The sequence below is a fragment of the Pantoea sp. Seng genome (assembly GCF_009829935.1).
GTDB lineage: Bacteria > Pseudomonadota > Gammaproteobacteria > Enterobacterales > Enterobacteriaceae > Pantoea > Pantoea communis.
In genome coordinates, this window is the sequence record NZ_SZZV01000013.1 from 1 (window position 1) to 12,001 (window position 12,001).

Here is a 12,001-nt window from a genome sequence, read left to right on the forward strand (position 1 = left end):
CTCTGAAACGCGTAGGAAATGCCGATCGCCATCGGCACAAAAATAAACAAGGCGATCAGCAACAGTCCCGGCGAAAGATAAAACCACGGCTCAGCCAGCCGCAGCCAGCGCGAGTAGCGTGAGCGCGGCGAGCGGGCATCAAGTGAAGTTTCTAGCATCATCATTGTTCTCCGCGCGATCGGTGATTACTGCGTGGCGAGCCAGCTTTTCTGTTCTTTGGTCAGATATTTAGCCCAGTCTTTCACCATGTCTTCGGTGTCGTTTTCGCCCAGCAGGGTTTCCTGGCTACTCTCTTTCACGATCACCGAGTTGAAGTAACCCCAGCCTTTCAAGTGTGTCGGCATGGTCAACGGCACATAGTTCGGATCGTTTAACTCTTTAAACCAGCCGGCAAACTGCGGTGTTTGATAGAAAGGATCCTGCTCTGCACCTTTATAAATCGGCAGGGTGCCAACAAATTTTGCCCATGCGAGGTTGTTGGTCTTATTACTCAGGAAGGTGATGAGTGGCCAGGCGAGATCTTTTTGTTTGCCCTGTTTAAACATCGCCCAGCCGGTATAACCAATGGTAGGGAAAGCTTTACCCGACGGTCCGACAGGCATCGGTGCAACGGCAAAATCATCGGCGGCCATGCTGTTTTTAATCGCAATCAGCGCATCGGGGTCCTGATCGAGCATGGCGCACTTGCCGGAATAGAAACCGGAGACGATTTCGTTAAAGCCCCAGTTCACACTGTCTTTTGGCGCGCCGCCTTGTTTGTACATGTCGACCAGCAACTGCGCCCCTTTGATCGCCCCTGGCTGAGTCAGAGTACTGTTGCCGGATTTATCGAAGAAATCCGGTGAGCCGTTCATTGCCGCCATAAACATCATCCAGGCGTTGGTGCCGCCGACGCCGCCGCGCATACAGTAGCCGCTGATGCCGTTACCCAACTGGCTGATGCGTTTAGCATCGCTGGCAAACTCATCCATGGTTTTTGGCGGCTCGCTCAATCCGGCCTGCTGGAAGAGTTTCTTATTCCAGAACAGGGCGCGCAGGTAGAAGCCGTAAGGGATCATGGTGGCTTTGCCATTGGCGGCACGCGCCATCGCCAGCGTTTTATCGGTTAACTGGGCGGTGCCATCCCAACTTTTCAGGCGCGGTTCCAGATCCTCCAGCATGTTGTTGCTGGCATACAGCCCTTGCCAGGTATCGGGCATTTCCACCACATCGGGCACTTGTCCGCTTTGCAGCATGGTGCCTAATTTCTCAAACGCCTGACCCCACGGCAGTGAGATCAACTCAATTTCCGTGCCGGGATGCTGGGTTTTGTATTCGGTCAGCATCTTCTGCAGCAGTTCAGTGCGGGGCGGGCTGGTAATCACTTCCACCACGGTTAATTTTGCCGCCATACTGCTGAGTGCTGAACCCAATCCAATGGCTAAAACCAGTGCGTTAATCGCAAAACGAGTCGTCATTGCAGCTTCTCCTGGGAGTGAGTGATTATGCGCGGGTTGCGGTAGCCAGCGCCTGTTGCAGGTCGTTCCAGAGGTCTTCGGTCTCTTCCAGACCAATCGAGATGCGGATCAAACGTGGCGAGACGCCGAAATCAACGGCTGAGTTAAATTCGCTGGCTTGATTGATGACTGAGATGGCGGGCATCACCAGACTTTCGAATCCACCCCAACTCACCCCCATATGGAAATAGTGCAAGGCGTTGCAGAAGGCGGGGATATCGATTTGTTCGGTCACTTCAAACGCAAACAGGCCACTGTAGCCGCGCAGCGATGACCAGGATTTAGGGGCCAAACCGGGATGACATACCGCCGTAACCTGTGGATGGGCACTCAGCTTTTGTGCCAGCTCCATGCCGCTTTGGTGATGCTGCTTCATGCGCAGGGGGAGCGTGCGCAGACCACGGATCAGCAATGAGGCTTCATGCGCCGATAGCTTGCCGCCGAGGAAGGGGCTGATGTGGCGTGAGATATTGCCGATGTGCTGTTGACTGGCAATGACCAGGCCGGCCACCACATCACTGTGCCCGCTGATGTATTTCGATGCCGAGTGCACCACGATGTCGATCCCACACAGTAACGGCTGCTGGAAAATCGGCGACGCCCAGCTGTTATCGATAATGGTGACCGCACCAGCATCACGCGCCAGCGTGGCCAGTTTATTCAGGTCCAACTCGCTCATCACCCAACTCACCGGACTTTCCAGGTAGAGCAGGCTGGCACCCGGCAGCGCGGCACGAATTGCCTCTTCATCATCACCATCGACGAACTCGGTGGTGATACCAAAACGCTGGCAGAAGCCACGCAGGAAGCGATACGTATCGGGATAGACGTGATTAACACACACCACTTTTGCGCCGGGTTGCAGCACGCTGAGAATGGCATTGCTGATGGCGGCCATGCCGCTGCCGAACGCCAGGCAAGCCTCTCCCCCTTCCAGTGCGGCAACTTTCTCCTGCAGCGCTCGGACCGTGGGATTATCGACGCGCGAATAGAGCGGTTGATCGCTTTCGCCACGGAAGCGGGCAATCATGCTATCGTAATCGCTGAAGGTGAACAGTGACGATTGGTAGATCGGCGGGGTGACCGCGCCTTTTTCATGGCGTAAATCATGGGACAAAAGTGTTTGTTGCGAGACCGGTTTATCGTTTGGCATTGATGACATCCTTCATGTCGCGTTCAGTGATATCGAGAATTTGATGGCAAATGGCGCGCGCGGCTTCACCATCCCGCTGGCAAATGGCATTGAAGAGATCGCGGTGTAACGGGAAGGAGTCGGCAAACAGTGCCTGCTCCGGTGGCGATTCAAAAAAGGCGTGCATGCTGTCGTAGATGCCGTTGAGCATTTGCAGCAGAAGGGGGTTGCCTGAAGCGCGATAAATGCTGGTGTGAAACGCCCAGTCTTCGGCACCGGCTGAGCCGACCGCCAGATGCACGCGCTCCATTTCAATCAATCGCTGTTCGATTTCCAGCAGGTCTTCGGCGCTTGCACGCTGTGCAGCGAGCACACAGGATTCTGATTCGATAATGCGACGGACCTCCAGCGCGTGCAGCATATTGGCGGAGTCATTTTTGAATCGCAGCGAGAGAAAGCTGTCGTTGATGCCGACATCTGCCTGCAAAAACGTGCCGCTGCCTTTCTTACGCAGAATGATGCCCAGTGCTTCCCAGCGTTTTAACGCCTCACGCACGGTGTTGCGGCTCACCCCGAGTTTTTCCGCCAGCTCGCGTTCAGGCGGTAAGCGACTCCCCGGCTGCGCGCCGGATTGCGCCATAAAACGCGTGAGTGCATCAAGAATCAGCGTGTCACTGCGCGGTGTGGTTATCGGTTGAAGCTCAAAAGGAGATTGCATAGCGCGGCCTTAATTGGTCCAACATCTCTACCAATTTCATAGCAAGGCGCGTGCCATTATTTTTATGCCTGATTTAATTGACATTTCTGGGCAGTAATAAGCAGGAGATCTGAGTTTTACTGGTGCAAGGCGAAAAAATATGCACCGGGATGTCACAGCGAGGATATAAAAAAGGCGCGAATTAACGCGCCATTTATAAATGCGGAAATAAATTAGCTGGCATCAAAAATCACATACAGTTTACGCATCGTGTTTTCAATTACCCAGGTCCCTTCAGTATTGGCTTCGAAGAAAAAGGAATCACCCGGTTTAAAATTTAGGGTTGCTTCGCCATCAGGAGTAAATGAACCTGTGCCGTTAAGAAAATGCATAATTTCAGCCTGTTTCACTGAGCGACGATAGGAACCTGCTGCGCATTCAAATATGCCCGTATCGATATCTTCTTTGCCGGGAATCACTTTCTGGATACCGGAAAGGGCAATAGTGCCGCTGCCCGGTAAGCCTTCCACGCTGCCCCAGGGTTCCATTGTTTCAATTAACGCTGGCTGTTCAATTTTTTGCACCTTCATCAGTTCTTTTTCCTGTAAGCAGTGACAAATAGCACTCACCACAATGGCAAAGTGCATTGGGGAAAAACTCAATTCAGATTAAGCGATTGCAGTAAAACCTGAGGGGACTTATTGCCGTGCGAATAACATATTTGAATGATTATTCGCACGGCTTTGGCAGAAACTTTTGTTTCCTCACCATGCTTCACGCTGCAAGTGGGGGGCGGCGTCCATTCACCCCCGATCAGTCATCTGAGTCGGTTCCAGGCGACGCCTGCCTGCACTTTGAAAGGGGGTGAGAGCGCCGCCTAACTCAGCGTTTGGCAGCATGAGCAGGGCTGCGCAACGGTGTTACCCAGAACACGGCGCAGGAAATCTTGCGTGCGCGCTTCTTGTGGTCGCAGTAACAGGTTGTCAGCGGGACCTTGTTCTACAATCTGTCCGCTGTGCAGGAAGCAGACGCGATCGGCCACTTCACGCGCGAACTGCATCTCATGGGTGACCACGATCATGGTCATCCCTTCACGGGCGAGATTGCGCATGACCTGCAGCACTTCACCCACTAATTCGGGATCAAGCGCGGAGGTGGGCTCATCAAATAAGATCGCTTTGGGCTGTAGGGCCAGCGTGCGGGCAATCGCCACGCGCTGTTGCTGTCCGCCAGATAACTGGGCTGGCCATGCGTTGATTTTCTCAGCCAGACCTACCATTGCCAGTAAGTCTTTGGCGCGCTTTTCCGCCACGTTGCGAGATTCACCGTTGACGTGAATCGGACCCTCCATCACGTTTTCCAGCACGCTGCGATGCGGGAAAAGGTTGAAACGCTGAAACACCATGCCAATCTGACGCCGCAGGTCGTTAATGCTCTTGTGCTTGTTGTTGACGCGCTGGCCCAGTACGGTGATATCGCCGCCTTCATAGGTTTCAAGGCCGTTGATGCAGCGCAGTATGGTTGATTTACCTGAACCCGAAGGGCCAATCAGGCAAACCACTTCGCCTTCGCTGACCTTGAAACTCACGCCTTTCAGCACCTCAATGGGGCCGAATTTTTTGTGTACCTCATGAATTTCAATCATCTTAAGCCCCTTTCATCTGACGTTTTTCCAGCTTCTTGGTGAGTGCCAGCAGCGGCAGGCAAAGCACCAGATACAGCAGTGCCACCAGCGTGTACACCGTGGTGTTATCGAAGGTTGAGGCAGCAATCAGCTGGCCCTGACGTGTCATTTCCGTCACCGCAATGGTCGAGGCAAGCGCAGAGTCCTTGAGCATCATCACGAGCGTATTGCTGAACGGGGGTAAGGCAACATGGAAAGCCTGAGGCAGCACCACGCGGCGCATGGCTTTGCCATAACTCATGCCCATTGATCGCGCGGCTTCAAGCTGCCCGCGATCAACCGATTCAATGCCGGAACGAAATATTTCTGCGATGTAAGTGGAAAAGCAAAAGGCGATACCAATAACACTGGCCTGAAACGAGGTGAGGGTGATGCCAATATCCGGGAAGACAAAGTAGATATAAAACAGCACCACAATCATCGGCAGACCACGTGTGATGTTAATAATGGTGGCGATGGGCCATGAAATAATTTTCCACGGACACATTTTGGCTGCGGCAAAAATCAACCCCAATGGCGTACTGATTATCAGAGACAAAAGGGTGATATAGATCGTCATTTCAGCCCCTTTCAATAAAAAGGGCAGATACTGGTGGATGCTGCTCCAGTCCATTTTGTTCTCCTGGCTTGTAGTGTCACCCTAAAATCAGGCGATAAATTCATTATAATGAATATCGTTGATAGCAAATCGCTGTCAATCTTTACTCTCATGACAGAGATAGCATTTACTTATTACGCTCATACGAACAAGCTATAGGTGTGATATTTAGTGAAATCAAAGGCTTTATTGTTAATTTGTGAGTTGGCGCATTTTCATTAAATAAATCGTTGACAGCAGGTGTGCAATTTTCATTATAGTGAAAAAGAGCATTATCCCTTTCATTGCACCCAGGAGTGAGCCATGTTTGCCATTCGTTCCCCGTTGATGATCCTCGGCCTCACGGCTGCGTTGAGTTTCAATGCCAGTGCAGCGGTGTTAACCGCGGGTTCACCGCCATCGAGTGCACCCACTACCTTTCTCAATACCCAAACGGGCAAGATTGAGGGTTTTATGCCGGATGTGGCCGCAGAAGTGGCTAAACGTGAGCATTTGGACATCCAATACAGCGCAATCCCTTTTTCCACGCTGATACAATCTGTTATTGCCGGAAAGATTGACATGATAGTGGCGGGAATGACACCGACTGAAGAGCGCGCGAAACGTATTACGTTCTCTCAACCGGTGACGGCTTTTGGCGCGGGATTGATCGTGCGGGATGACAATAAAAAAGCGTATAACTCCTGGCAGGATCTTAAGGGTGAAGTGGTGGGCACCATGGCCGGCACCGATTATACCCAAAGCCTGATGGCCAGCGGTATTGCGAAAGAAGTGAAGGTCTACGACAGCCCTGCGGATATGACGCGAGATTTGTCACTGGGTCGCGTGGCGGCCGGATTAAATGACTATCCGATATTAAAAGCGCAGGAAAAAGCCGGTGGACTAAAAGGCATGCATGTAGTGGACGGCTATAAACCGGAGCATGTTTCCCCCATGGCGTTTGGCGTGAAGAAAGGCAACGATGCCTTAATGGCGCAGATAAATAGCGCGTTAACCAGCATGAAAGATGACGGCACTTTGCAGACGATTAAAACCAAATGGGGCATGCCTTGATTGATGACACCCTTAAGCTCAGCTGACAGGGATGCGAATGGAATTCAGCCGATGAAAAAAGAACCGATCATCAAAGGGGAGTCAGGCGCGAAGGAAGCGGATATCGGCTCCCGCGTAAAACGTGTGCGCAAGGCGCGGAATATGACCATTACTGAACTGGCGCTGCTGGCGAATGTCTCCGCTGGCGCGATCAGTCAGATCGAACGCAATCTGACGAATCCGACAGTGCGTGTGCTGGAACAACTGCGTCTGGTCTTAAAAGTCCCCCTTTCGGCCTTTCTGGAAGAGGCCGAAGCTCACACTCGTGGTGCTGAGCATTATGTCCGGCGCGCAGCGGAACGCCCGCACTTTAACGTAGGTAAACAGGGCATTTCTAAACAGATGCTTTCTCCCTCGGGCGACCATGATTTGCAGTTCATGTTCATCAATATCCCGGCAGGCGTGCAGTCCGCTGAGATGTTAATGGGGAAGGGGGAAAAAGCAGGCTTAGTGATGGCGGGTGAACTGACGCTGGAGATTGACGGTGACACCGTGCTTTTGACACCCGGTGACAGTTTTCAATTTCAGAGCCATCTCCCGCACAACATTTTTAACCCGACGTCCAGTGACGCGACTGTGTTGTGGATCATGCATATTTCCTCTGAGCAACATTTATAAAGGTCAGGATTGAACATCATGCGCATCAACGTGAATACCGTAGCAGACAGTGAAACTTTCCCCAGCGCGGTGGATGTCATCGTCATCGGCGGCGGGATTATTGGTACTTCCGTCAGTTATGAACTGGTAAAGCAGGGCGTTTCCGTGGCGCTGTTTGAAAAAGGCGTGATTGGCGGTGAGCAGTCGGGACGCAACTGGGGCTGGGTTCGCCAGCAGAATCGCGATCTGTATGAGCTGCCGATGGCGATACGCAGTTTGCAGCGTTGGGAAGCGTTGAGCGGCGAAATCGGACTCGATCTTGGCTTTAGCCGCCAGGGAATCACCTACGGCACGCTGAGTGAAGCGGATGTGGCGCGCTGGGAAGCCTGGGGCAAGCAGGCGAAACAAATCGGCTTTGTTAGCCACTTATTGACGGGCAAAGAGACGCGCGAGCGCATTGGTGAACAGGCCCAATGGGTGGGCGGCGTGTGGTCACCGAGCGATGCGCGTGCTGAACCCTCCATGGCCGCCCCGGCCATTGCCGCGGGCGCGAAAAATCTGGGTGCTTCAGTACATCAAAACTGCGCGGTGCGTGGATTGGATATCAGCGGCGGGCGCGTCACCGGCGTATGGACCGAGCGTGGCTTAGTGAAAGCGAACCGGGTGATCTGCTGTGGCGGTGCCTGGAGTTCCCGCTTCTGCAAACAGTACGGTGTTGAACTGCCGAGCGCCAATATCTTGGGTACGGCGTTTAAAACCACAGCCGCACCGGAGGTGATCAAAGGCTGTATTAGTATGGGCGGTTTATGTATTCGCCGTCGTCAGGATGGCAGTTACACCGTGGCACTCTCCGGTCGTGGGCAGATCGACCTGGCTCCGCAAAATATCCGCTATGCCACCAAATTTTATCCGATGTATCGCAGCAAAATTGCCAAAAAACTCAAAGTGCGCATCAACGGCTCTTTCTTTAATGGTCCGGAAGCCGCGGGTTCCTGGTCGAATCAGAGCTTATCGCCATTTGAAAAGATCCGTGTGCTCGATCCCGCCGGCGATCCGTCGATTGTACAGGAAGCGATGCAACTGCTGGTTCAGTTTTACCCGGAACTTGCCGGGATCAAAGTGGATCATGCCTGGGGGGGCTGGATCGACACCACGCCTGATCTGGTACCGGTGATTGATGAGATGGATAATGTGCCGGGCCTGTTTATCGCCTCTGGCTTCAGTGGCCATGGTTTCGGCATCGGTCCTGGAGCGGGCTTATTGTGTGCGCAGATGGTGAATAACCAACCGCTGTTTACGGATGCTGAACCTTACAGTCTGGCGCGCTTTGCCAAAGGTAATGCGATTCGCGAACCGCAGATGATGTAAAAGCCTGCCAGGTACTGACCGATCGTGGCATCGTTAAAAGTGAAAGGCGGCCTTCAGGCCGCCTGAGCATCGCTGGTGGGTGATAACCTAAACATCCAGTCGATGAATGACATTCACAAACTCATGCACACCACTGTTTATTTCTCGCAGGCTGCGTGACAGCACGCTGATTTTATCCTGCTCGGTCACCACGAACTGTTTCACTTCGCCTAACTGTTGCTCCATCTGATGAATCAGCATGGCGTTGTGCTCCACGACTTGAGTGATCTTTTTGGTTGCGCTGGAGGTGGAAGCCGCCAGACGCCGCACTTCATCCGCTACCACACTAAATCCACGCCCCGCTTCACCCGCGCGCGCGGCTTCAATCGCGGCATTTAACGCCAGGATATTGGTTTGTGAAGCAATCAGATTGATGGTTTCTACCACTTCGTTGATGCTTTTCGCCGAGGCATTTAACTGGGTGCCAATATCGGTGGCGGCATTGACTTGTACTGCCACCAGACCGGAGTTGCGGATGGTTTCATCCAGCACTTCGTTGGCGTTATCCGTTATTTGCGAAGTTTGTTCTGAGGTGGTGAGGGCAATATCAGCGACCCGTTTTGCCGCTTCAACCCGCGTGGTGATATCGGAAGCAATTTTGATCACCTTGTACACTTTGCCGTCGGCATCAAACACCGGATTGTAGCTCGCCTCCAGCCAGATACGTTCGCCCGCGGCGGTCTTACGCTCAAAGCGCCCGACAAAGTGTTGCCCCTTAGCGATTTTGCGCCAGAACTCGGGATTTTCCCGATAAAAGTTATCGAAACAGAACAAGCGATGATGCTGACCGACAATCGTTTTAAGCTCGTAACCCATGTGTGTCAGGAAATTCGCGTTGGCTGTCAGTATATGACCATCGGGCGTGAATTCAATGACGGCCATGGAGCGGTCGAGAGCGGTGATCACTGCCTCTTTATGCTCAAGTTCTTCATGTCGGGCAGTGATATCACTGGCGACTTTAATCACCTTATAGACTTTGCCTTTATCATCGCTCACCGGGAAGTACGTTGCGCTCAGGTAGAAACGTTGGCGTTGTTTATTAAAGCGCTCAAAAATTCCGGTGACGGATGCACCTGAGGCCAGCGTCTGCCAGAAAGCAAAGTACTCCGATGACTGGCTGTAGGCCGGGCTGCAGAAAATGCGATGATGCTGTCCCTGAATCTCATGCAGGTTGTAGCCGGTCACCTCAAGGAATTGCGGATTGGCGCTGAGGATTTCACCGCTGGGCGAAAACTCAATCCATGCCACATGTTGTTTGATTGCATTGATATCTTTGAGTACATCGCCACTTTTATAAAATGGCAGAGAAAGGCTGGATTTCTTCACCCCAAACATGTGTGACCTCAGGCGATATTATGTCATTGAACATAATGCGTGCAGCTTTTGCCGCTCCGCTGAATTTCCTCAGCTGAACACTTTTCTTGCGATGTGCTTCTCTGCGCGTACGCAGGCTGGGTGTATTGAGTTTTGTTTGCCTGATGTTGTGGTAAACGGACCGGTTACGGTCCGCTTTGATAAAGGTAGCTTAATTATCGGCGCGGTTTCCAGAACATTTAACTAAGATGAAACACATCTCCCGCATAATTTCGGTAATCATTACGGAAACCGACTACTCGATCTTTTTGACTCCAGCTCAGCATCTGGTGAGGGTCAGGTAACTGATGATCAAAGGGGGCAGGACAGGGCGTGAGCGCCACGCCATCGCACTCTGTCGCAGCAGTTGCATAGCTACTCACAGCTAGTGAGAGAGAAAACAGCAGGGGTTTAATCACGGTGTGACGTTGCATGAAAAGTGCCTTTGTAGTGCAGTTAAGAGTGCGGCGAGTATAGAAATCTATGGGGCGAGGTTAAAATCACCCCATGGGGGAAATTCCCCCCCAAATGTTAGACATAGGATTTCAGATGAATGCGCTGCGCTATTCCTTTTCACAAATTGAAGCCTTTGCGGCGATTGCAGAGTTCGGCACGGTTTCCCGTGCAGCAGAGAAACTGAGGAAAGATCGCACCACCGTGCGCGATCTCATCGATTACCTGGAGGATGCCCTTGGCTACTCGTTGTTTGAGCGTGAAGGGCGCAAATTGGTGCTGACATCCAGGGGGGAGCAGTTACATCGTCAGGCGCATTTGCTGGTGCGTCAGGCTCATGCATTTGAAGCTTTCGCGCAGACCTTGCCGGAGTCGCGCACGCAGCAAATCACGCTGGTGTATGACCCTTTTGTCCCGCAGTTATTTTTGCAGGCATTCATCAGTGAGTGCAGCAGGGCGCAGGTGCAATTAACTCTCTGGTGTGCTTCGCGTTTCGAAGCTGAGAGTGCCCTAAAATCGGGCAAGGCCGACCTGGCAATTTGTCAGGCAGTGAATCGTTCGTTAGGTAATGAGATGGAGTGGAGCGCGTTAGGTGCCATTGAACTGAACTTTTATGCGGCGACAGCATTGTTCGCTCATCAAGATTCACCTCTGACGTTGCTAAACCTCGCCCTGGAACCGCAATTGGTAATGCATGCGCATGCTGATGAACAAATCACGCACCGTCTGCAAATTTCGGGACAGTCACTGTTTGTGAACGAGCGAACCATGTTGCAGTCTCTGATGGAGCAGGGGCAAGGTTGGGGATTTCTACCAACGCATTTTCAGGCGCAGAAATGGCATCAGGTGCAAGTTTTGCCAACTGAGGTGGGGCATCAGGGACTCAATATCACTCTGGTGGCACTGTGGGCGCCGGGAGCGAGAAGGCACCAGGTCGTTAATGATGTAGTGCTTAAATTGCAACGGCTGTGGCAGCAGTACGGGGCATTCTCTTCCTGATAAGAGCCGTGAGTGGCGCTCCACGGCTCTGAGGATAGCATCAGGGCAGCGACTTAGCGGATTCTATAATTTCAACCGGCCCATGGTTATCGCAATGATCACCGTGTGGATGATGCAGATGCCCATCAACCAGGTAGTCCACATGGTCGCCATGCGGTACGGCTTCATGCCCACATCCGGGCCCATGAACATGTCCTGGTTCATGACCACTGCAATGGTGGTCTGGCGTGCATTGATCGGGATTGTGCGCATTCACCGGTAATACATGTTCATCAACATGATCTCAGTGTGGATGATGAAGATGGCCGCCGTGCAAGTAATCGATATGTCCTTCATGGCGAATCGCGGTATGACCACAGTGCGCACCATGTTGATGGTCATGATGTTGGTGATGCTGCTCTTTACAATCACTCATTTACTGACTCCATATCCAGAGATGTGGCGCAAATTGCGGTTGCCGGATCCTTGCCCGGCAACCCCATAACTATAGATC

Annotated in this window: 13 protein-coding genes and 1 pseudogene; 4 read left to right on the plus strand and 10 right to left on the minus strand. The window is 52.5% G+C overall.

Going from position 1 to position 12,001, the window contains the following annotated elements; translation table 11 throughout:
- Positions 1 to 185 precede the first annotated feature (185 nt).
- The 6 genes from FD737_RS14470 to FD737_RS14495 form a co-directional block, all read right to left on the minus strand.
- Positions 186 to 1,457 carry a sugar ABC transporter substrate-binding protein gene (locus FD737_RS14470; protein WP_160833818.1) on the minus strand — a complete coding sequence of 424 codons (1,272 nt, stop codon included), beginning with the start codon at positions 1,455 to 1,457 and terminating at the stop codon, positions 186 to 188.
- Between the two features lie 25 nt (positions 1,458 to 1,482).
- Positions 1,483 to 2,649 carry a PLP-dependent transferase gene (locus tag FD737_RS14475; RefSeq protein ID WP_160833819.1) on the minus strand — a complete coding sequence of 389 codons (1,167 nt, stop codon included), beginning with the start codon at positions 2,647 to 2,649 and terminating at the stop codon, positions 1,483 to 1,485.
- On the minus strand, positions 2,636 to 3,346 hold the full coding sequence (locus tag FD737_RS14480) for a FadR/GntR family transcriptional regulator (protein ID WP_058961058.1): 711 nt from the start codon (positions 3,344 to 3,346) through the stop codon (positions 2,636 to 2,638). The genes FD737_RS14475 and FD737_RS14480 overlap by 14 nt, the downstream gene beginning before the upstream one ends.
- A 212-nt stretch (positions 3,347 to 3,558) precedes the next feature.
- On the minus strand, positions 3,559 to 3,915 hold the full coding sequence (locus FD737_RS14485) for a cupin domain-containing protein (RefSeq protein WP_045815471.1): 357 nt from the start codon (positions 3,913 to 3,915) through the stop codon (positions 3,559 to 3,561).
- 287 nt (positions 3,916 to 4,202) lie between these two features.
- A complete protein-coding gene (locus FD737_RS14490) occupies positions 4,203 to 4,970 on the minus strand; it encodes an amino acid ABC transporter ATP-binding protein (protein WP_034829813.1) in 768 nt (255 codons plus the stop codon).
- A gap of 1 nt (position 4,971) precedes the next feature.
- Positions 4,972 to 5,622, minus strand: a complete 651-nt coding sequence (locus FD737_RS14495) for an amino acid ABC transporter permease (RefSeq protein WP_058961056.1) — start codon at positions 5,620 to 5,622, stop codon at positions 4,972 to 4,974.
- A 288-nt stretch (positions 5,623 to 5,910) separates the two neighbouring features.
- Between FD737_RS14495 and FD737_RS14500 the strand changes: the two genes are divergently transcribed.
- Genes FD737_RS14500 through FD737_RS14510 form a run of 3 tightly spaced genes read left to right on the plus strand, consistent with a single transcriptional unit; the run spans position 5,911 to position 8,664 of the window.
- The gene (locus tag FD737_RS14500; protein WP_160833820.1) at positions 5,911 to 6,660 is read left to right on the plus strand and encodes a transporter substrate-binding domain-containing protein; all 750 of its coding nucleotides are present in this window, start codon (positions 5,911 to 5,913) and stop codon (positions 6,658 to 6,660) included.
- A gap of 51 nt (positions 6,661 to 6,711) precedes the next feature.
- Positions 6,712 to 7,317: a cupin domain-containing protein gene (locus FD737_RS14505; protein ID WP_160833821.1), complete on the plus strand. Its 606-nt coding sequence runs from the start codon at positions 6,712 to 6,714 to the stop codon at positions 7,315 to 7,317.
- Positions 7,318 to 7,335: 18 nt separating this feature from the next.
- On the plus strand, positions 7,336 to 8,664 hold the full coding sequence (locus FD737_RS14510) for an FAD-binding oxidoreductase (protein WP_160833822.1): 1,329 nt from the start codon (positions 7,336 to 7,338) through the stop codon (positions 8,662 to 8,664).
- An 87-nt stretch (positions 8,665 to 8,751) separates the two neighbouring features.
- On the opposite strand, the gene FD737_RS24090 is transcribed toward FD737_RS14510, so the two are convergent.
- The gene (locus tag FD737_RS24090; RefSeq protein ID WP_160833823.1) at positions 8,752 to 10,038 is read right to left on the minus strand and encodes a PAS domain-containing methyl-accepting chemotaxis protein; all 1,287 of its coding nucleotides are present in this window, start codon (positions 10,036 to 10,038) and stop codon (positions 8,752 to 8,754) included.
- 227 nt (positions 10,039 to 10,265) lie between these two features.
- Positions 10,266 to 10,490, minus strand: a pseudogene (locus FD737_RS23935) (serine hydrolase); the annotation flags it as partial.
- A 115-nt stretch (positions 10,491 to 10,605) separates the two neighbouring features.
- On the opposite strand from FD737_RS23935, the gene FD737_RS14520 reads away from it, so the two are divergent.
- The gene (locus FD737_RS14520) at positions 10,606 to 11,508 is read left to right on the plus strand and encodes a LysR family transcriptional regulator (RefSeq protein ID WP_160833905.1); all 903 of its coding nucleotides are present in this window, start codon (positions 10,606 to 10,608) and stop codon (positions 11,506 to 11,508) included.
- Positions 11,509 to 11,571: 63 nt separating this feature from the next.
- On the opposite strand, the gene FD737_RS23750 is transcribed toward FD737_RS14520, so the two are convergent.
- Entirely contained in the window at positions 11,572 to 11,760 is a 189-nt protein-coding gene (locus tag FD737_RS23750) for a hypothetical protein (protein WP_202404561.1), read from the minus strand.
- 31 nt (positions 11,761 to 11,791) lie between these two features.
- Positions 11,792 to 11,923 (minus strand): hypothetical protein, encoded by a 132-nt coding sequence (locus FD737_RS24060; protein ID WP_255492024.1) that lies wholly within the window; start codon positions 11,921 to 11,923, stop codon positions 11,792 to 11,794.
- Between the last annotated feature and the right edge of the window lie 78 nt (positions 11,924 to 12,001).

What these genes read in the sequence shown, in the direction of transcription:
- FD737_RS14470 (WP_160833818.1), bottom strand. Translation starts at nt 1,457, where the DNA reads ATGACGACTCGTTTTGCGATTAACGCACTGGTTTTAGCCATTGGATTG.
- FD737_RS14505 (WP_160833821.1), top strand. Translation starts at nt 6,712, where the DNA reads ATGAAAAAAGAACCGATCATCAAAGGGGAGTCAGGCGCGAAGGAAGCG.
- FD737_RS14485 (WP_045815471.1), bottom strand. Translation starts at nt 3,915, where the DNA reads ATGAAGGTGCAAAAAATTGAACAGCCAGCGTTAATTGAAACAATGGAA.
- FD737_RS23750 (WP_202404561.1), bottom strand. Translation starts at nt 11,760, where the DNA reads ATGCGCACAATCCCGATCAATGCACGCCAGACCACCATTGCAGTGGTC.
- FD737_RS14520 (WP_160833905.1), top strand. Translation starts at nt 10,606, where the DNA reads ATGAATGCGCTGCGCTATTCCTTTTCACAAATTGAAGCCTTTGCGGCG.
- FD737_RS24060 (WP_255492024.1), bottom strand. Translation starts at nt 11,923, where the DNA reads ATGAGTGATTGTAAAGAGCAGCATCACCAACATCATGACCATCAACAT.
- FD737_RS14495 (WP_058961056.1), bottom strand. Translation starts at nt 5,622, where the DNA reads ATGGACTGGAGCAGCATCCACCAGTATCTGCCCTTTTTATTGAAAGGG.
- FD737_RS14480 (WP_058961058.1), bottom strand. Translation starts at nt 3,346, where the DNA reads ATGCAATCTCCTTTTGAGCTTCAACCGATAACCACACCGCGCAGTGAC.
- FD737_RS24090 (WP_160833823.1), bottom strand. Translation starts at nt 10,038, where the DNA reads ATGTTTGGGGTGAAGAAATCCAGCCTTTCTCTGCCATTTTATAAAAGT.
- FD737_RS14500 (WP_160833820.1), top strand. Translation starts at nt 5,911, where the DNA reads ATGTTTGCCATTCGTTCCCCGTTGATGATCCTCGGCCTCACGGCTGCG.
- FD737_RS14475 (WP_160833819.1), bottom strand. Translation starts at nt 2,649, where the DNA reads ATGCCAAACGATAAACCGGTCTCGCAACAAACACTTTTGTCCCATGAT.
- FD737_RS14510 (WP_160833822.1), top strand. Translation starts at nt 7,336, where the DNA reads ATGCGCATCAACGTGAATACCGTAGCAGACAGTGAAACTTTCCCCAGC.
- FD737_RS14490 (WP_034829813.1), bottom strand. Translation starts at nt 4,970, where the DNA reads ATGATTGAAATTCATGAGGTACACAAAAAATTCGGCCCCATTGAGGTG.